The 18,004-nt window shown below is 52.7% G+C and carries 19 protein-coding genes; 11 read left to right on the top strand and 8 right to left on the bottom strand.

Annotation, left to right across the window (positions count from 1 at the left end; translation table 11 throughout):
* Positions 1-11 precede the first annotated feature (11 nt).
* The gene (gene argS, locus GF617_RS15515; protein ID WP_181619840.1) at positions 12-1,745 is read right to left on the bottom strand and encodes an arginine--tRNA ligase; all 1,734 of its coding nucleotides are present in this window, start codon (positions 1,743-1,745) and stop codon (positions 12-14) included.
* Positions 1,746-1,984: 239 nt separating this feature from the next.
* Here argS and GF617_RS15510 point away from each other — a divergent pair, with 239 nt between their 5' ends.
* Both GF617_RS15510 and cutC read left to right on the top strand, forming a co-directional pair.
* Positions 1,985-2,545: a VOC family protein gene (locus tag GF617_RS15510; RefSeq protein WP_181619839.1), complete on the top strand. Its 561-nt coding sequence runs from the start codon at positions 1,985-1,987 to the stop codon at positions 2,543-2,545.
* Positions 2,546-2,631: 86 nt separating this feature from the next.
* Positions 2,632-3,375: a copper homeostasis protein CutC gene (gene cutC, locus GF617_RS15505; protein ID WP_181619838.1), complete on the top strand. Its 744-nt coding sequence runs from the start codon at positions 2,632-2,634 to the stop codon at positions 3,373-3,375.
* Positions 3,376-3,514: 139 nt separating this feature from the next.
* On the opposite strand, the gene cmoB is transcribed toward cutC, so the two are convergent.
* Genes cmoB through GF617_RS15480 form a run of 5 tightly spaced genes read right to left on the bottom strand, consistent with a single transcriptional unit; the run spans position 3,515 to position 7,095 of the window.
* On the bottom strand, positions 3,515-4,486 hold the full coding sequence (gene cmoB, locus GF617_RS15500) for a tRNA 5-methoxyuridine(34)/uridine 5-oxyacetic acid(34) synthase CmoB (RefSeq protein WP_181619837.1): 972 nt from the start codon (positions 4,484-4,486) through the stop codon (positions 3,515-3,517).
* Positions 4,483-5,226, bottom strand: coding sequence for a carboxy-S-adenosyl-L-methionine synthase CmoA (gene cmoA / locus GF617_RS15495; RefSeq protein WP_181619836.1), 744 nt, complete (start codon positions 5,224-5,226; stop codon positions 4,483-4,485). The genes cmoB and cmoA overlap by 4 nt, the downstream gene beginning before the upstream one ends.
* Positions 5,227-5,266: 40 nt before the next feature.
* The gene (locus GF617_RS15490) at positions 5,267-5,662 is read right to left on the bottom strand and encodes an MAPEG family protein (protein WP_181619835.1); all 396 of its coding nucleotides are present in this window, start codon (positions 5,660-5,662) and stop codon (positions 5,267-5,269) included.
* A gap of 51 nt (positions 5,663-5,713) precedes the next feature.
* On the bottom strand, positions 5,714-6,532 hold the full coding sequence (locus tag GF617_RS15485; protein ID WP_203452029.1) for a DUF72 domain-containing protein: 819 nt from the start codon (positions 6,530-6,532) through the stop codon (positions 5,714-5,716).
* Positions 6,529-7,095, bottom strand: a complete 567-nt coding sequence (locus GF617_RS15480; protein WP_203452028.1) for a hydrolase — start codon at positions 7,093-7,095, stop codon at positions 6,529-6,531. The genes GF617_RS15485 and GF617_RS15480 overlap by 4 nt, the downstream gene beginning before the upstream one ends.
* 266 nt (positions 7,096-7,361) lie before the next feature.
* Between GF617_RS15480 and aspS the strand changes: the two genes are divergently transcribed.
* The 6 genes from aspS (at position 7,362) to ruvB (ending at position 12,932) form a co-directional block, all read left to right on the top strand.
* Complete coding sequence (gene aspS / locus GF617_RS15475; protein WP_203452027.1) at positions 7,362-9,149, top strand: aspartate--tRNA ligase; 1,788 nt, start codon at positions 7,362-7,364, stop codon at positions 9,147-9,149.
* Position 9,150: 1 nt separating this feature from the next.
* On the top strand, positions 9,151-9,594 hold the full coding sequence (gene nudB / locus GF617_RS15470; protein ID WP_181619831.1) for a dihydroneopterin triphosphate diphosphatase: 444 nt from the start codon (positions 9,151-9,153) through the stop codon (positions 9,592-9,594).
* A 140-nt stretch (positions 9,595-9,734) separates the two neighbouring features.
* Positions 9,735-10,475 (top strand): YebC/PmpR family DNA-binding transcriptional regulator, encoded by a 741-nt coding sequence (locus GF617_RS15465; RefSeq protein WP_181619830.1) that lies wholly within the window; start codon positions 9,735-9,737, stop codon positions 10,473-10,475.
* A 111-nt stretch (positions 10,476-10,586) separates the two neighbouring features.
* Positions 10,587-11,108, top strand: a complete 522-nt coding sequence (gene ruvC, locus GF617_RS15460; protein ID WP_003859749.1) for a crossover junction endodeoxyribonuclease RuvC — start codon at positions 10,587-10,589, stop codon at positions 11,106-11,108.
* Between the two features lie 193 nt (positions 11,109-11,301).
* Complete coding sequence (ruvA, locus tag GF617_RS15455; RefSeq protein WP_181619829.1) at positions 11,302-11,913, top strand: Holliday junction branch migration protein RuvA; 612 nt, start codon at positions 11,302-11,304, stop codon at positions 11,911-11,913.
* 8 nt (positions 11,914-11,921) lie between these two features.
* Complete coding sequence (ruvB, locus tag GF617_RS15450; protein WP_181619828.1) at positions 11,922-12,932, top strand: Holliday junction branch migration DNA helicase RuvB; 1,011 nt, start codon at positions 11,922-11,924, stop codon at positions 12,930-12,932.
* Between the two features lie 55 nt (positions 12,933-12,987).
* Here ruvB and znuB read toward each other — a convergent pair whose 3' ends face one another.
* Both znuB and znuC read right to left on the bottom strand, forming a co-directional pair.
* Positions 12,988-13,773: a zinc ABC transporter permease subunit ZnuB gene (gene znuB, locus GF617_RS15445; RefSeq protein ID WP_203452026.1), complete on the bottom strand. Its 786-nt coding sequence runs from the start codon at positions 13,771-13,773 to the stop codon at positions 12,988-12,990.
* The gene (gene znuC / locus GF617_RS15440) at positions 13,770-14,525 is read right to left on the bottom strand and encodes a zinc ABC transporter ATP-binding protein ZnuC (RefSeq protein WP_181619826.1); all 756 of its coding nucleotides are present in this window, start codon (positions 14,523-14,525) and stop codon (positions 13,770-13,772) included. The genes znuB and znuC overlap by 4 nt, the downstream gene beginning before the upstream one ends.
* Positions 14,526-14,602: 77 nt before the next feature.
* Here znuC and znuA point away from each other — a divergent pair, with 77 nt between their 5' ends.
* From znuA to lpxM, 3 genes are all read left to right on the top strand, one after another.
* Positions 14,603-15,547 carry a zinc ABC transporter substrate-binding protein ZnuA gene (gene znuA / locus GF617_RS15435; RefSeq protein WP_203452025.1) on the top strand — a complete coding sequence of 315 codons (945 nt, stop codon included), beginning with the start codon at positions 14,603-14,605 and terminating at the stop codon, positions 15,545-15,547.
* Positions 15,548-15,562: 15 nt separating this feature from the next.
* Positions 15,563-16,882 carry a murein DD-endopeptidase MepM gene (mepM, locus tag GF617_RS15430; protein WP_181619825.1) on the top strand — a complete coding sequence of 440 codons (1,320 nt, stop codon included), beginning with the start codon at positions 15,563-15,565 and terminating at the stop codon, positions 16,880-16,882.
* A gap of 119 nt (positions 16,883-17,001) precedes the next feature.
* Positions 17,002-17,973, top strand: coding sequence for a lauroyl-Kdo(2)-lipid IV(A) myristoyltransferase (gene lpxM, locus GF617_RS15425; RefSeq protein WP_181619824.1), 972 nt, complete (start codon positions 17,002-17,004; stop codon positions 17,971-17,973).
* Positions 17,974-18,004 lie beyond the last annotated feature (31 nt).

Here is an 18,004-nt window from a genome sequence, read left to right as displayed (position 1 = left end):
TGAAACGATCATTACATCCGTTCTACGGTTTCGATACCCAGGGTATCCAGACCCAGCTTCAGGGTTTTCGCCGTCAGCTGCGCCAGTTTCAAACGGCTGTGACGTACCGCGTCATTCTCGGCAGAGAGAATAGGGCAGTGTTCGTAGAAACCAGAGAACAGACCCGCCAGGTCATACAGATAAGCACACATTACATGCGGTGTGCCGTCACGGGCAACGACGCCCAGCGTCTCTTCAAACTGCAGCAGGCGAGCCGCCAGCTGCGCTTCACGATCTTCGCCGATCACAACGGCAGCATTAGCCAGCACGTTTTCGTCAATGTTAGCTTTACGGAACACGGACAGCACGCGGGTGTAAGCATACTGCATGTATGGCGCGGTGTTACCTTCAAACGCCAGCATGTTATCCCAGTCAAACACGTAGTCGGTGGTACGGTTTTTGGAGAGATCGGCGTATTTCACTGCGCCAATACCGACTGCGTTAGCCAGTTTTTCCAGCTCCTCTGCGGCCATATCCGGGTTTTTCTCTGCAACCAGACGACGGGCACGTTCCAGCGCTTCGTCCAGCAGATCGGACAGCTTCACTGTACCGCCCGCACGGGTTTTGAACGGCTTACCGTCTTTGCCCAGCATCATGCCGAACATGTGGTGTTCCAGTGGAACAGAATCTGGCACGTAGCCGGCTTTACGCACGATGGTCCATGCCTGCATCAGGTGCTGGTGCTGACGGGAGTCGATATAGTAGAGCACGCGATCGGCATGCAGCGTTTCATAACGATATTTCGCGCAGGCAATATCCGTCGTCGTGTACAGGTAGCCACCATCCTTTTTCTGGATGATGACGCCCATAGGTTCGCCTTCCTTGTTTTTATATTCATCAAGGAACACAACCGTAGCACCTTCACTCTCGACTGCCAGGCCTTTTGCTTTAAGATCGGCCACGATACCCGGCAGCATTGGGTTGTAGAGGCTTTCACCCATCACATCGTCACGGGTCAGCGTTACGTTCAGGCGGTTATAAGTCAGCTGATTCTGGGACATGGTGATGTCGACCAGCTTGCGCCACATCTCACGGAAGTATTCGTCGCCACCTTGCAGCTTCACTACGTAGCTACGGGCGCGTTCAGCAAACACTTCATCTTCGTCGTAATGTTTTTTCGCTTCGCGGTAGAAACCTTCCAGGTCCGCCAGTGCCATTTCACCAGCATTTTCCTGCTGTTGTTTTTCCAGGTAAGCGATCAGCATGCCGAACTGCGTACCCCAGTCACCGACGTGGTTAGCGCGGATCACTTTGTGACCCAGAAACTCCAGCGTGCGGACAGCGGCATCACCGATGATGGTGGAGCGCAAGTGACCAACGTGCATCTCTTTCGCAACGTTAGGTGCTGAGTAGTCAATAACTACCGTCTGCGCCTGTGGTTGGCTCACACCAAGACGGTCGGATTTCAGCGCCGCGTCAACATGTTGTGCCAGGAAAGCAGGCTCAAGGAAAATGTTAATAAAACCAGGACCGGCGATTTCTGTTTTACTGGCGATACCGTCCAGATCCAGATGAGTCAGCACCAGCTCAGCGAGTTGTCGCGGCGGCATGCCCAGTTTTTTAGCCACTGCCATCACGCCATTAGCCTGATAGTCGCCAAACTGTACTTTTGCTGACTGACGAACCTGGGGTTCGCAATCCGCAGGCGCACCTGCGGCAATCAGTGCCTGACTGACTTTTTCTGAGAGAAGAGCCTGAATATTCACCTGGATACCTTACGTTTTTGACGCGGGTTAACCAACACCCACGGCAGTTTAAGAATTTAGGGCGGGAGTATACTGCAAATGCCTTCTGGCGTCAGCATTGCGCGGGGGGAAGATCGCTCAGAATCCAGGCGGAGAAGGTCTGCATAAACATGCAGGAATAAAAACCCGAATTCAGCGGTTGGTTGACGTCTGGCAACAGAGTAAATTAGCGGCTTTGCGACACGATAAGAGACTGACTTATGGCGAACTGGCTATCCATTGACGAACTGCATGATATTTCCGCAGATTTACCCCGTTTCACTCAGGCGTTCACAGAACTTGCCACCCGTCTTGGACTGGATATCGCGCCGCTTGAAGCAGATCACATTTCTCTGCGCTGCCATCAGAATGCCACCGCCGAGCGCTGGCGTCGTGGATTTGAACAGTGTGGTGAGTTGCTCTCAGAAAACATTATTAATGGCCGTCCCATCTGCTTGTTTAAATTACATGAGCCCGTCTGCGTGGCGCACTGGCAATTCACTGTTGTCGAGTTGCCCTGGCCGGGAGAGAAACGTTATCCGCATGAAGGGTGGGAGCATATCGAAATTGTCTTGCCTGGTGACCCTGAAACCCTGAATGCCAGGGCGTTGTCGCTGCTCTCTGATGATGGGTTAAGCAAACCGGGTGTTTTTGTAAAAACCAGTTCCCCAAAAGGTGAGCGCGAGCGGTTACCAAACCCCACGCTTGCCGTTACCGACGGGAAAGTGACTGTAAAATTTCATCCGTGGACAATCGAACAGATTGTCGCCAGTGAAGAATAACACGTAAGACTTTGTGAACTTACGCTGAGTCCCAAAGTGGAAGGCGTGGGATGATAGCTCGTTTTAGGGACGTTAAGGAGGAAGGAATGGCGCTGCTGGAGATTTGTTGTTACAGCATGGAGTGTGCCGTCACCGCGCAACATTACGGCGCTGACCGTATCGAGTTGTGTGCGGCTCCGAAAGAAGGTGGATTAACACCGTCATACGGTGTGTTGATGTCAGTTCGCCGTGAGGTGACGATTCCGGTTCACCCGATTATTCGTCCGCGTGGTGGAGATTTTTGTTATACGACGGATGAGTTCAGTGCCATGCTTGATGATATCAGGCTGGTACGCGATCTTGGATTCCAGGGCCTGGTCATCGGCCTGCTGGATGAAGAGGGCCATGTCGATATGCCGCGTATGCGTCAGGTTATGAAGGCGGCAGAGGGGCTGGCGGTCACTTTTCATCGTGCTTTTGATATGTGTGCCGATCCGCTTCAGGCATTTGATAATCTTGCAGAACTTGGTGTGGCGCGCATTCTCACATCGGGCCAGCAAGCGTCGGCTGAAAAAGGTTTGCAATTAATTACGGAACTAAAAGCCCATTCCGGTGTTCCAATAGTCATGGCGGGTGCGGGAGTCCGTGCCAGCAATCTGGATAAGTTTTTAAACGCAGGGGTAGAAGAGCTTCATAGCTCAGCAGGCAAGTGGACGCCTTCACCTATGCGATATCGCAATACAGGGTTGTCAATGTCGACGGATGCTGAGGCGGATGAGTATTCCCGCTACGGTGTAGATGGAGAGTCGGTTGCGGTAATGAAATCGATGATTGAACGTTATCACGTGTAGCAACGTAGCGATTTTTACCGCGCATCATGTCGCCCAATATGATGCTTGCTTGTACCAGGCCCCTGCAATTTCAACAGGGGCCTTTTTTTATTCCCCTAACCCTCGCTCCTGTGGGGGGAGGGACGGGATGAGGGGAACATTACGGTTTGGTGGCAATCAACACTGCACGCATCGGCGCGGGATAGCCTTCAATGGTTTTGCTGTGGTCTTCCGGGTTGAGGAATTGCTCCAGTGATTCGGTTACCATCCAGTCTGTACGGCGTTGTTCCTCGATTGAGGTTACGCTCACATCTGCAATACGCACATCAACAAAGCCACACTTCTCCAGCCAGTTTTTCAGCGCCAGGGCAGAAGGAATAAAATAGACATTACGCATCTGCGCGTAGCGATCGCCTGGAACCAGTACGGTATTTTCATCGCCGTCGACAACCAGCGTTTCCAGTACCAACTCGCCTCCGTTCACCAGCTGATCTTTTAGCTGCCAGAGGTGTTCCAGTGGGGAACGGCGATGATAGAGCACGCCCATGGAGAAGACGGTATCAAAGGCATTTAAGGCTGGAAGTTGCTCTATCCCAAGCGGGAGAAGGTGCGCCCGCTGATCGTTACCCAGTAATTTACGTACCGCTTCAAACTGGCACAGGAACAGTTGCATAGGGTCGATGCCGACAACAAGATGTGCGCCTGCGCCAATCATACGCCACATGTGGTAACCGCTGCCGCAGCCAACATCCAGAATGGTTCGACCGCTCAGGTCAGACAGATGTGGCAACACGCGGTCCCATTTCCAGTCTGAGCGCCATTCAGTGTCGATATTCACGCCATATAAGGAGTAGGGGCCTTTGCGCCAGGGCATCAGGTTACGCATCAACGTTTCAATGCGATTTAACTGCCCAGGGCTGAGCGGCTCTTCGCTTTCTGCCGTGACACTGTGCAGGAGATCTAAACGGTGAGGCGTCAGTTCAGGCAGAAACTCAACGGCGTTTGACCACTGTTTTAACAGGCCATGTTGTTGCTCGCGTTGCCAGGTGGCAATTTGCGCAGGCAGTGTTTCCAGCCAGTGAGAAAGATGATTTTTGGCAATCAACTGATAAAAGTTACCGAACTCGATCATGCAGCCACCTCTGCTTTCAATGCCACCAGTGAGCCAAAGTTAAAACACTGGAACCAGAGTTCGCTGTGCTCGAAGCCAGCGCGATGCAGACGCGCTTTGTGCGTTTCAACGGAGTCCGTCAGCATCACATTTTCCAGCATGCTGCGTTTCTGGCTGATCTCCAGTTCGCTGTAGCCATTGGCGCGCTTAAAGTCGTGGTGCATGTTGAACAGCAATTCGCCCACGCTGGCGTCTTCAAAACTGAATTTCTCAGATAACACCAGCGCGCCGCCAGGGTTCAGGCCTTTATAAATTTTGTCCAGCAACAACTGGCGGTCGTCAGGCTCCAGAAACTGCAGGGTAAAATTCAGGACCACCATTGACGCATTTTCAATGTTGATCTCGCGGATATCACCTTCAATGACATCCACTGGCGTGGGTGCTTTGTAGGCATCGAGGTGACGGCGGCAGCGTTCGACCATTGCCGGGGAGTTATCAACCGCAACGATCTTACAACCGTCATGATGAATGTTACGACGAACGGACAGCGTTGCGGCCCCAAGCGAACAACCCAGGTCATAAACCTGCGTACCAGGCTGAACGAAGCGTTCAGCCAGCATGCCGATCATGGAGATAATATTGGAATAACCTGGAACAGAGCGCTGGATCATGTCAGGGAAGACTTCGGCTACCCGTTCATCAAAGGTCCAGTCGCCAAGGCTGGCGATAGGCGCGGAAAAAAGCGTGTCGCGATCAGACATAACGTAAACATCCGGGAAAAATAAAGTGGCGTATTGTGCGCTAATGGAAAGAGAAAACCAACTCCCACGGCATATACCAAAGGTTAGCCAGCACCATCAGCAACAGCGAACACCAGGTTGCACTCATGCCAGAACGACGCCAGCGAAATAAGCGATGATGAAAACCGTAGTAATGCATTAACCGGCCTGCAATCAGCAGAAGACCGCAAACGTGAACCATCCAGGTTTCCGCGCCGTTCATCTCCATAAACAGCAACAAAACGAGCGCGACAGGAATGTATTCCACCGCGTTGCCATGAATGCGAATGGCGCTTTGCAGCTCAGAAAAACCACCATCACCGTAGGAGACGCGATACTGCATTCTCAGGCGCACAACATCAAACGAAAACTTAATCAGCAGTAATGCACCTAACACGGCATACAGCGCGCTGACCATACAAACTCCCTGTTTTTGGCAGATGGCTCGTCTATATGATAGGGGCTGATATCAGAAAAGAGAAGATTGTTGTGGGATAGAAGGCGCTGGTCCGACCGACGGAACCGCAGTTTGTAAGGCTTGCCAGAGAGCATCGACCAGTTCAGGTGTCTGGGCAATATCCGGAGTATGCAGGAAAAGGTAGGGCGTAGTGGTTTGCTCCCATACAGGCAACGTGCGCAGCCAGACGGCAAACATCGCCTGATTCTGCTGCATATTGTCACTCCCGATAAAGCGCACCATTGGGTTCGTGGCGGTGACAACCGCATGCACGGGAACCTTTGGTTTTTTCCGTTGAGCCTCAATAACCGCCTCATTATGTGGAATGGCGCTATGCACCGGTCGGCTGTCGAGGATGACACGATTCACCGCGCGCTCATGCAGGCCGCGATTAAGCGCTTTTTCCGCGTCACCTTTTGCGAAAAAATCAGGGTGTCGCACTTCGACACCGTAAGTGAACTCACGAGGCAACATATCAAGAAACTGCCACAGCGCAGGCAGGTCTCGTGGGCCAAACGTGGCGGGAAGCTGGAGCCAGTATTGTCCGATTCGGTTTGCCAGCGGCGACATTCGGCTCAAAAATTCCTCGGTCAAATCACCGCAGTTACGCAGCGCTGCGTTGTGGGAAATGGTTGCCGGAAACTTAAAGCAAAAGCGGAAGCTATCGGTGGTTTGTTCGTGCCAGCGCGCCACAATTTCGGCCTTTGGCAAGGCGTACAGCGTGGTATTGCCTTCGACACAGTTGAAGTGTCGGGCGTACTCTTCGAGGCTGGTGATACCCAGCCGCACCCATTTCGGGTGCGACCATTGGGGAAGGCCCAGATAGATCATAACGCGCTTACGATCTCTTCTGTGCTGCGTACACGCCCAATGCGCGGGAAGATGTTTGTCATGCTGCCCTTATGCTGGTCAGCCGATGCCGCGCTGCATGCATCTTCTGCAATCACCAGGTTAAAGCCCAGTTCCCAGGCGTTGCGGGCGGTAGATTCCACGCCGATGTTGGTGGAGATCCCACACAGAATGATGGTGTCAATGCCACGGCGGCGCAGCTGTAATTCGAGATCGGTTCCGTAGAATGCGCCCCACTGACGCTTTGTTACCTCAATATCGCTGTCGCATTTACCCAGTTTTTCTGGATAAGCCCACCAGTTAGCAGGCAGTGCGTGAGCAGGCGCTTGCGCATCGACGGGCTGTTTTAATGCTTCAGCGAAGTCTTCAGACCAACCTACACGGACCAGGACAACCGGAGCGCCAACACGACGACATTTTTCTGCCAGGCGGGCAGCACGGTCGACCACATCCCCTGCGGTATGAGGGCCACCGGCAAAGGGCAGGATCCCTTCCTGCAAATCAATCACGACAAGGGCAGTTTTAGTGGCATCAAATGTCAACATGGTTACTCCAGTAAAATGAATCGCTTTGGCCACACCTTACGACGTAAAGGGGGGATGAAGATCGGATAATTTTGTTAATTTTTGTGAGAATGCGCAATAAGAGTGCAGCAAACGTGCGTCAGGCGCGCTTCTCTCTTATCGTATGGCGGAATTTTCAGTATAATAGCCGCCTTTTTTCACCCAGTGGTGACATACAGTTAAAGCTGCGACAAACGTAGCCTGGAACAAAGGCGACAATCAGCCTGCGGCTAATTAAGGGATATCTCATGCGTACAGAATATTGCGGGCAGCTGCGTCAGTCCCATGTCGGACAGCAAGTTACCTTGTGTGGTTGGGTCAACCGTCGTCGTGATCTTGGTAGCCTTATTTTCATCGATATGCGCGACCGTGAAGGTATCGTTCAGGTGTTCTTCGATCCGGATCGCGCGGATGCATTGAAGCTGGCTTCTGAACTGCGTAATGAATTCTGCATCCAGGTGACCGGTACGGTGCGCGCGCGTGATGAGAAGAACATCAACGCTGAAATGGCGACTGGCGCAATCGAAGTACTGGCCTCCGATCTGACGATCATCAACCGCGCAGAAGCGCTGCCGCTTGACTCAAACCACGTCAATACGGAAGAAGCTCGCCTGAAATACCGTTATCTGGATCTGCGTCGCCCAGAAATGGCTCAGCGTCTGAAAACACGCGCGAAAATCACCAGCCTGGTGCGCCGCTTTATGGATGATCACGGTTTCCTCGACATCGAAACCCCGATGCTGACCAAAGCCACGCCAGAAGGCGCACGCGATTACCTGGTCCCGTCCCGCGTTCATAAAGGCAAATTCTATGCGTTGCCACAGTCTCCACAGCTGTTCAAACAGTTGCTGATGATGTCCGGTTTTGATCGCTACTATCAGATCGTAAAATGCTTCCGTGACGAAGACCTGCGTGCTGACCGTCAGCCAGAATTTACCCAGATCGACGTAGAAACCTCCTTCATGACTGCCGAACAGGTGCGTGAAGTGATGGAAGCGCTGGTGCGCGGACTGTGGAACGACGTGAAAGGTGTAGAGCTGGGTGATTTCCCAATCATGACCTTTGCTGAAGCGGAGCGTCGTTACGGCTCAGACAAACCAGACCTGCGTAACCCAATGGAGCTGGTGGACGTGGCTGACCTGGTAAAATCCGTCGAGTTCGCGGTATTTGCTGGCCCGGCTAACGATCCAAAAGGCCGTGTTGCTGCTCTGCGCGTACCGGGTGGTGCAGCTCTTAGCCGTAAACAGATTGACGACTACGGCAACTTCATCAAGATCTACGGCGCGAAAGGCCTGGCCTACATTAAGGTGACCGAGCGAGCAAAAGGTCTGGACGGTATTACCAGCCCGGTCGCGAAATTCCTGAATGCGGAAATCGTGGAAGCGATCCTTGAGCGCACTGGTGCGCAAGACGGCGACATGATCTTCTTCGGCGCAGACAACAAGAAAGGCGTTGCCGATGCGATGGGCGCACTGCGTCTGAAACTGGGTAAAGACCTCAACCTGACCGACGAAACCAAATGGGCTCCGCTCTGGGTTATCGACTTCCCAATGTTTGAAGAAGACGGCGAAGGTGGTTTGACTGCAATGCACCACCCATTCACCTCACCGAAAGACATGACGGCTGCTGAACTGAAAGCTGCTCCGGAAGATGCGGTAGCTAACGCCTATGACATGGTCATCAACGGCTACGAAGTGGGTGGCGGTTCCGTGCGTATTCACAGCGGTGAAATGCAGCAGACGGTGTTTGGTATTTTGGGTATCAACGAGACAGAACAGCGTGAGAAGTTTGGCTTCCTGCTGGATGCGCTGAAATACGGTACGCCGCCGCACGCAGGTCTGGCGTTTGGTCTTGATCGCCTGACCATGCTGCTGACCGGCACTGACAACATTCGTGATGTTATTGCCTTCCCGAAAACCACAGCAGCGGCGTGTCTGATGACTGAAGCGCCGAGCTTTGCTAACCCGGCCTCTCTGACTGAACTGGGCATCCAGGTTTTGCCGAAAGTGTCAAAAGAGATTTCGGAGAACGAATAATATGCAATATAAGCGCCCCATTTCTGTCTTAGTCGTTATCTATGCCCAGGACACGAAACGGGTGCTGATGTTGCAGCGATGCGATGACCCTGATTTTTGGCAGTCGGTTACCGGCAGTCTGGAAGAGGGGGAAACCGCATTGCAGGCTGCCGTGCGTGAAGTAAAGGAAGAGGTCACTATCGATGTTGCTCTTGAGCAACTGACCCTGAAGGACTGTCAGCGCACGGTGGAGTTTGAAATTTTTAGCCATTTACGCCATCGCTATGCGCCGGGCATCGACCGTAATACGGAATCCTGGTTCTGTCTTGCGCTTCCCCACGAACGGGAGATCGTGTTCACTGAACATTTGACCTACCGCTGGGTAGATGCGGCGGATGCCGCCGCACTGACCAAGTCGTGGAGCAATCGGCAGGCGATTGAAGAATTTGTAATTAATGTTAATTAATTTCCAGGCATTTCAGTTACCAGGAAGGCGGCAAGGTCGCGAATCACCAGACGCTTACGTTGGTAAGTGACCGGTATGAGCGGGCGCAGCCAACGCACCCGGTAGCTGAAAGGCGACGGATAATTTTTGAGGAACTTTTTATGGCAGGTCATAGTAAGTGGGCCAACACCAAACACCGCAAAGCGGCACAGGATGCTAAACGTGGTAAAATTTTTACTAAAATCATTCGTGAGCTGGTAACCGCAGCGCGTCTGGGGGGCGGCGATGCCGCTTCAAACCCACGTCTGCGTGCAGCGATTGATAAAGCGCTGTCTAACAACATGACGCGTGACACCCTGAACCGTGCTATTGCGCGTGGTGTTGGCGGTGATGACGACGCGAACATGGAAACCATCATTTATGAAGGTTACGGCCCTGGCGGTACTGCAGTGATGGTTGAATGCTTGTCTGACAACCGTAACCGTACCGTTGCGGAAGTGCGTCATGCGTTCACCAAAACCGGCGGTAATCTGGGAACTGATGGTTCAGTTGCTTACCTGTTCAGCAAAAAAGGCGTCATCTCCTTCGAGAAAGGCGACGAAGATGTGATCATGGAAGCGGCGCTGGAAGCCGGTGCTGAAGACGTTGTAACCTTCGACGACGGTGCGATTGACGTTTATACCGCATGGGAAGAGATGGGCGCTGTACGTGATGCGCTGGAAGCTGCTGGTCTGAAAGCGGATAACGCAGAAGTCTCGATGATTCCGTCAACCAAAGCGGATATGGATGCAGAGACTGCGCCAAAACTGCTGCGTCTGATCGACATGCTTGAAGACTGCGACGACGTGCAGGAAGTGTATCACAACGGTGAAATCTCGGATGAGGTTGCGGCGACTCTCTGATGAGAGCGTATACCCGTCATACTTCAGGCGACAGGTGCGTTGTTTGCGTTCGCTTACCTTCCTGGCGCTCGAATTATATAGGGTGCATGAACCGTTTACAGGAGACGCGTGATGTCGATAATCCTCGGGATTGACCCTGGCTCACGCGTCACTGGCTATGGCGTCATCCGTCAGGTTGGACGCCAGCTAACCTACCTTGGTAGTGGTTGTATTCGCACCAAAGTCGATGATTTGCCGTCACGGCTGAAGCTCATTTATGCAGGTGTGTCGGAAATCATTACTCAGTTTCAGCCAGACTATTTTGCCATTGAGCAGGTCTTTATGGCGAAAAACGCCGATTCGGCGCTGAAACTGGGTCAGGCTCGTGGGGTGGCGATTGTCGCGGCAGTGAACCAGGATCTTCCGGTGTTCGAATATGCCGCACGTCAGGTGAAGCAGACGGTCGTGGGGATTGGTAGTGCAGAGAAAAGTCAGGTACAGCACATGGTGCGCACCTTGCTGAAGCTGCCGGCTAACCCACAGGCTGATGCCGCCGATGCGCTGGCAATTGCGATAACTCACTGCCATGTCAGCCAAAATGCGATGCAGATGAGTGAGTCGCGGCTCAATCTGGCACGAGGCAGGTTACGATAATAACAAATCAGGCTGGATGTTTATCCAGCCTTTTTTTATTATACTCGTCATACTTCAAGTTGCATGAGCGTTGGCTGCACTCGCTCACCCCAGTCACTTACGGGTTTTCGCTCCTGGGGATTTACTCCCTTGCAGCCTTCCTGCAACTCGAATTATTTAGGGCATAACTTCTTCCAGAACGCAGGAGCGTCATGTGATAGGCAGACTCAGAGGCATCATCATTGAAAAACAACCCCCGTTAGTACTGCTTGAAACGGGAGGCGTGGGCTATGAAGTACACATGCCAATGACCTGTTTCTATGAGCTTCCTGATGCCGGGAAAGAAGCCATTGTTTTCACCCATTTTGTCGTGCGTGAAGATGCACAACTGTTGTATGGGTTTAACAATAAACAGGAACGCACCCTGTTCCGTGAACTGATTAAAACCAATGGCGTGGGGCCGAAACTGGCGCTGGCGATTTTATCCGGCATGTCGGCTCAGCAGTTTGTTAACGCCGTTGAGCGTGAAGATCCTGTGGCATTGATTAAACTTCCTGGTATCGGGAAAAAGACGGCGGAACGTCTGATTGTCGAAATGAAAGATCGCTTTAAAGGTCTGCATGGCGATCTCTTTACGCCGGCAGCCGATCTGGTGCTGACCTCTCCTGATTCTCCGGCATCTGATGATGCTGAACAGGAAGCGGTTGCTGCACTGGTGGCACTGGGCTACAAGCCTCAGGAAGCCAGCCGTATGGTCAGCAAGGTTGCCAAACCGGATGCCAGCAGTGAAACCCTGATCCGCGAAGCGCTGCGCGCCGCATTGTGAGGTAAAGGATGATTGAAGCAGACCGCCTGGTCTCTGCCGCCAGTAACACGCCAGAAGATGTCGTGGATCGTGCGATTCGCCCAAAGCTGCTTGATGAGTATATTGGCCAGCCGCAGGTTCGTTCGCAGATGGAAATCTTCATCCAGGCGGCAAAACTGCGTGGCGATGCGCTCGATCACCTGCTCATTTTTGGCCCGCCAGGTCTGGGTAAAACGACGCTTGCTAATATTGTCGCCAATGAAATGGGCGTCAATCTGCGTACTACATCAGGCCCGGTACTGGAGAAAGCCGGTGACCTGGCGGCGATGCTCACCAACCTTGAGCCTCATGACGTGTTGTTCATCGATGAAATCCACCGTTTGTCACCTGTTGTTGAAGAGGTGCTCTATCCGGCAATGGAAGATTACCAACTGGATATCATGATTGGCGAAGGTCCTGCTGCGCGCTCGATTAAAATCGATCTCCCGCCGTTTACGCTGATTGGCGCAACAACGCGCGCGGGCTCTTTGACCTCTCCCTTGCGCGATCGTTTTGGGATTGTGCAACGCCTGGAGTTCTATCAGGTTCCTGATCTTCAGCACATTGTCAGCCGTAGCGCACGCTATATGGGGCTGGAAATGAGTGATGAAGGGGCATTCGAAGTGGCTAAACGCTCTCGTGGAACACCGCGTATTGCAAACCGTTTGCTGCGCCGCGTGCGTGATTTTGCAGAGGTGAAACACGATGGCACAATCTCGGTGGAGATTGCGTCTCAGGCACTGGATATGTTGAATGTGGATGCCGAAGGTTTCGATTATATGGACCGCAAGTTACTGCTGGCGGTGCTGGATAAATTCTTTGGCGGTCCGGTGGGGCTCGATAACCTGGCAGCCGCTATCGGTGAAGAGCGCGAAACCATTGAAGATGTGCTTGAACCCTATTTGATCCAGCAGGGTTTTTTACAACGTACGCCACGTGGGCGTATGGCGACAGTCCGGGCCTGGAATCATTTCGGGATCACCCCACCAGAGATGCCTTAGCTGACGCTTCCCTCTCCCACAGGGAGAGGGTGAGGGCATCTCATCGCCCTCCAGCTTAACTTGCGGTTTTCTTCATCATACTCAGAATAAACAGCAGCGCCGCGGACAGCACCACTGACGGGCCCGCTGGCGTATCGTAGAACGCCGAGAAGGTTAACCCCCCAGTGACCGCAATCATACCGATAATGACCGCGACTCCCGCCATTTGCTCCGGTGTTCTGGCAAAGCGACGCGCTGTTGCCGCAGGGATGATCAGCAGAGATGTAATAATCAATGCACCAACAAACTTCATTGCCACACCAATGGTTAACGCCGTGACCAGCATCAGCAGTAGTTTCACGTGCTGCAGTTTAACACCATCGACAAACGCGAGATCCGGGCTAACGGTCATCGCCAGCAAATTGCGCCACTGCCAGAATAAAATGCCCAGTACCACAACAACACCAATGGCGATGGAGATCAGGTCTTCTGGTGTGACAGCCAACAGGTCGCCGAACAGGTAGGCCATCAGATCGACGCGGATGTTAGACATCAGACTGACCACCACCAGACCCAGTGAGAGGGCACTGTGTGCCATGATGCCAAGCAGCGTATCAATTGCGAGGTGAGGGCGTTTTTCAAGCCACACCAGACCTGCAGCCAGCAGCAGAGTTACAACAATGACGGCGTAGAAAGGATTTACATCCAACAGCAGGCCAAAGGCCACACCGAGCAGAGAAGCGTGGGCTAAGGTATCACCAAAGTAGGACATTCTGCGCCAGACGACAAAAGAGCCTAACGGTCCAGCCGCGCAGGCCAGCATAATTCCGGCCAGCCAGCCGGGAAGTAACAGTTCAATCATGAGTGTCCATTGCCCCGACGCAGCACAATTCGTCCTTGCAAATCATGGCGGTGATTATGGTTATGACGATAAATACCCAACTGTTCGGCCCCACGGGAGCCGAACATAGAGATAAATTCAGGATGCATTGAGACCACTTCTGGCGTGCCAGAGCAGCAAATATGGTGGTTAAGGCACAGAACTTCATCTGTTTTTGCCATCACCAGATGCAGATCGTGAGAGACCATCAGTACCGCACAATCAAGTTCACGCCGCAGTTGGTCGATTAAATCGTACAGCGCAACCTGGCCGTTGACGTCAACCCCTTGAGTCGGTTCATCAAGTACCAGCAACTGGGGCTGGCTCAACAGTGCCCGCGCGAGTAACACTCGCTGTGTTTCGCCACCCGAAAGCTTCTGTAGGGGGGCATCCATCAGATGTCCTGCCTGAACACGTTTTAACGCGGGAAGCACGTCATCTTTACGCGTACCGGGGCGCAACCGCAGAAAACGGCTGACCGTTAGCGGCAGGGTCGCATCCAGGTGTAATTTTTGCGGCACGTAGCCAATGCGTAACTTGCCATCGCGCTTGATAACCCCCGTGTCAGGTGTTACCAGCCCAAGAACCACGCGCACCAGTGTCGATTTACCTGCCCCATTAGGGCCAAGCAGCGTTAAAATTTTGCCGGGTTTCAGATCCAGCGAGACGTCAGAGAGGACGCGGCGCTGACCGAATGACACCGAAATATTTTCGAGAGAAACCAAAGTCGTCATGTCAATTTAAGCTTGCAGAAGTCATCGAATGTTATAATATCACATTCCACGCATTCATTACGATGATTAGTCGCATTATGTTACATAAAAATACGCTTCTTTTCGCAGCATTATCCGCTGCCCTTTGGGGTACAACAGCACAAGATGTTAACGCCGCCGTTGTCGCTTCGCTTAAGCCATTAGGATTCATTGCCTCAGCCATTGCGGACGGGGTAACGGAGACACAAGCCTTACTGCCTGATGGGGCTTCAGAACATGATTACTCTCTGCGTCCTTCGGATGTAAAACGCTTACAGAACGCGGACTTAGTTGTATGGATTGGCCCTGAGATGGAAGCCTTCATGCAAAAGTCGGCCAAGCAGGTTCCTGCGCAAAAACAGGTAACTATTGCTGAGCTGCCAGGTGTGAAACCGTTGCTCATGAAAGGGGCTGATGACGATGGTGACGAACATGACCATGACCATGCCACAGGCGAAAAAGGTGACGACCATCACCATCATGGCGAGTACAACATGCATCTTTGGCTTTCGCCAGAGATAGCGCGGCTCTCGGCGGTTGCAATCCACGACAAATTAGTGGAACTTATGCCGCAAAGTCGAGCCAGACTTGACGCCAACCTGAAGGATTTTGAGGCACAATTAGCCGCAACCGATAAGCAGGTTGGTAACGAGCTCGCACCATTGAAAGGTAAAGGATATTTCGTTTTTCATGACGCCTATGGCTACTACGAAAAACACTACGGCTTGACCCCGCTTGGTCACTTCACCGTCAATCCTGAAATTCAGCCCGGTGCGCAGCGTTTACATGAGATCAGAACACAGTTGGTTGAGCAAAAAGCGACGTGCGTTTTTGCTGAGCCACAGTTCAGGCCAGCGGTCGTGGAAGCCGTGGCCAGGGGAACTTCCGTGCGCATGGGAACCCTGGACCCGCTTGGAACCCCTGTTAAGTTGGGCAAAGAGAGCTATTCACAGTTTCTCAGCCAACTGGCGAACCAGTATGCGAGCTGCCTGAAAGGAGATTAACGAGGAAGTGAATACGTGCAACAGATAGCCCGCTCTGTCGCTCTGGCATTTAATAACATGCCACGACCCCACCGCGTCATGCTGGGGTCGCTTACTGTACTTACCTTAGCGGTCGCCGTCTGGCGGCCCTATGTGTACCATCCACATTCTGCCCCTATCGTTAAAACCATCGAACTTGAGAAGAACGAGATCCGTTCTTTGTTACCAGAAGCCAGTGAACCGATCGATCAGGCTGCACAGGAAGACGAAGCCATCCCGCAAGATGAGTTAGACGATAAAACCTCGTCTGAAGCGGGTATGCATGAATATGTCGTCTCCACAGGCGATACGCTCAGTAGCATTCTTAATCAGTATGGCATTGATATGGGTGATATCAGCCAGCTTGCGGCAGCAGATAAAGACATTCGAAACCTGAAGATTGGTCAGCAACTTTCATGGACACTGACTGCGGATGGTGATTTACAGCGCCTGACGTGGGAAGTCTCTCGTCGCGAAACCCGTACCTACGATCGTACTGAAAACGGTTTCAAAATGAGCAGTGAAGTTCAGCAAGGCGATTGGGTTAATAACGTCCTGAAAGGAACAGTCGGTGCAAGCTTTGTGGCCAGTGCACGTGATGCTGGTCTCACCAGTGCGGAGATCAGTTCTGTGATCAGGGCCATGCAGTGGCAGATGGATTTCAGGAAACTCAAAAAAGGTGATGAGTTCTCGGTGCTGATGTCCCGCGAAATGCTTGACGGTAAGCGTGAGCAGAGCCAACTGGTCGGTGTTCGTCTGCGTTCTGATGGTAAGGATTACTACGCCATTCGTGCTGAAGATGGTAAGTTCTACGACCGCAACGGTACAGGGCTTGCGAAAGGCTTCCTGCGTTTCCCGACGTCCAAGCAATTCCGCGTCTCGTCTAACTTTAACCCGCGTCGCCTGAACCCGGTGACAGGGCGAGTTGCTCCACACCGTGGTGTCGACTTTGCGATGCCACAGGGTACGCCAGTGCTGGCTGTCGGTGACGGTGAAGTCGTGATGGCTAAACGCAGTGGCGCTGCCGGGTATTATGTGGCTGTTCGCCACGGACGCACCTACACCACTCGCTACATGCATCTGCGTAAATTGCTGGTACAGCCAGGGCAGAAAGTGAAACGCGGCGATCGTATTGCCCTTTCGGGTAACACTGGACGTTCTACCGGTCCACATCTGCATTATGAAGTGTGGATCAACCAGCAGGCAGTGAACCCGCTGACGGCGAAACTGCCGCGCACTGAGGGGCTGACCGGGAAAGATCGCACGGACTACCTGGCGCAGGTAAAAGAGGTCGCACCGCAACTGCGTTTTGATTAAGTCCTCGTTTGTTAAGGCCGGCGCACCGTGCGCCGGCTTTTTCTTTTGTACGAAGTAGCCTGCCTCGCTACACTATCTCATTATTCTTAATTTCTGCGTCACCAGACCCTGGAACCAGCATGGAAACAAAAAAAAATAACAGTGAATATATTCCTGAGTTTGAGCCGTCATTTCGTCATCCGCGCAACTGGGGAGCCTGGCTTGGTGTGTATGCGTTTGCAGGTATTGCTTTGTTACCTGCCTCTGTGCGTGATCCTCTCCTCGGTAAAATAGGCCTTTTGGCGGGGCGGATGGGTAAAAGTGCCCGCCGCCGTGCGCAAATCAACCTGTATTATTGCTTCCCTGACAAAAGTGATGCCGAGCGTGAGGCGATCATCGATGCCATGTTTACCACCGCGCCTCAGGCGATGGCGATGATGGGGGAACTGGCGTTACGTGGGCCTGAAAAAATCCTCTCGCGCGTTGACTGGAAAGGGCTGGAAATCATTGAAGAAATGCGGCGCAATGATGAAAAAGTGATCTTTTTAGTGCCACACGGTTGGGGCGTGGATATCCCTGCGATGCTGATGGCTGCCCAGGGGCAGAAGATGGCGGCCATGTTCCATAATCAGGGGAATAAAATCTTCGATTACGTGTGGAATACGGTACGTCGACGCTTTGGTGGGCGCCTGCATGCGCGTAACGACGGTATCAAACCGTTTATTCAGTCCGTGCGTCAGGGGTACTGGGGCTACTATTTACCGGATCAGGACCACGGTGCGGAACACAGCGAGTTTGTGGACTTCTTTGCCACCTATAAAGCAACCTTGCCTGCTATTGGTCGCTTGATGAAAGTGTGCCGGGCGCGCGTGATCCCGCTTTTTCCTGTCTACGATGGTAAAACGCACCGCTTAAGCATTGAGGTTCGTCCACCTATGGATGATTTGCTGAACGCTGACGATCACACCATTGCGCGTCGTATGAATGAAGAAGTGGAAATTTTGGTGGGGCCGCATACCGAACAGTACACGTGGATACTGAAGCTACTCAAAACGCGCAAACCGGGCGAAAAAGAGCCCTACAAGCGCAAAGAATTATTCCCAAAGAAATAAAAAAGCCCCTCGCCCTGAAAAGGTGAGGGGC

Source organism: Lelliottia sp. RWM.1, from assembly GCF_016859735.1.
Lineage (GTDB): Bacteria > Pseudomonadota > Gammaproteobacteria > Enterobacterales > Enterobacteriaceae > Enterobacter.
The sequence above is the reverse complement of the archived record's forward strand: the minus strand, read 5'-3'. Positions and strand labels throughout refer to the sequence as shown.

Coding starts and splice junctions, on each gene's coding strand:
- GF617_RS15510 (WP_181619839.1), top strand. CDS start 1,985: ATGGCGAACTGGCTATCCATTGACGAACTGCATGATATTTCCGCAGAT.
- cutC (WP_181619838.1), top strand. CDS start 2,632: ATGGCGCTGCTGGAGATTTGTTGTTACAGCATGGAGTGTGCCGTCACC.
- cmoB (WP_181619837.1), bottom strand. CDS start 4,486: ATGATCGAGTTCGGTAACTTTTATCAGTTGATTGCCAAAAATCATCTT.
- cmoA (WP_181619836.1), bottom strand. CDS start 5,226: ATGTCTGATCGCGACACGCTTTTTTCCGCGCCTATCGCCAGCCTTGGC.
- GF617_RS15490 (WP_181619835.1), bottom strand. CDS start 5,662: ATGGTCAGCGCGCTGTATGCCGTGTTAGGTGCATTACTGCTGATTAAG.
- GF617_RS15485 (WP_203452029.1), bottom strand. CDS start 6,532: ATGATCTATCTGGGCCTTCCCCAATGGTCGCACCCGAAATGGGTGCGG.
- GF617_RS15480 (WP_203452028.1), bottom strand. CDS start 7,095: ATGTTGACATTTGATGCCACTAAAACTGCCCTTGTCGTGATTGATTTG.
- aspS (WP_203452027.1), top strand. CDS start 7,362: ATGCGTACAGAATATTGCGGGCAGCTGCGTCAGTCCCATGTCGGACAG.
- nudB (WP_181619831.1), top strand. CDS start 9,151: ATGCAATATAAGCGCCCCATTTCTGTCTTAGTCGTTATCTATGCCCAG.
- GF617_RS15465 (WP_181619830.1), top strand. CDS start 9,735: ATGGCAGGTCATAGTAAGTGGGCCAACACCAAACACCGCAAAGCGGCA.
- ruvC (WP_003859749.1), top strand. CDS start 10,587: ATGTCGATAATCCTCGGGATTGACCCTGGCTCACGCGTCACTGGCTAT.
- ruvB (WP_181619828.1), top strand. CDS start 11,922: ATGATTGAAGCAGACCGCCTGGTCTCTGCCGCCAGTAACACGCCAGAA.
- znuB (WP_203452026.1), bottom strand. CDS start 13,773: ATGATTGAACTGTTACTTCCCGGCTGGCTGGCCGGAATTATGCTGGCC.
- znuC (WP_181619826.1), bottom strand. CDS start 14,525: ATGACGACTTTGGTTTCTCTCGAAAATATTTCGGTGTCATTCGGTCAG.
- znuA (WP_203452025.1), top strand. CDS start 14,603: ATGTTACATAAAAATACGCTTCTTTTCGCAGCATTATCCGCTGCCCTT.
- lpxM (WP_181619824.1), top strand. CDS start 17,002: ATGGAAACAAAAAAAAATAACAGTGAATATATTCCTGAGTTTGAGCCG.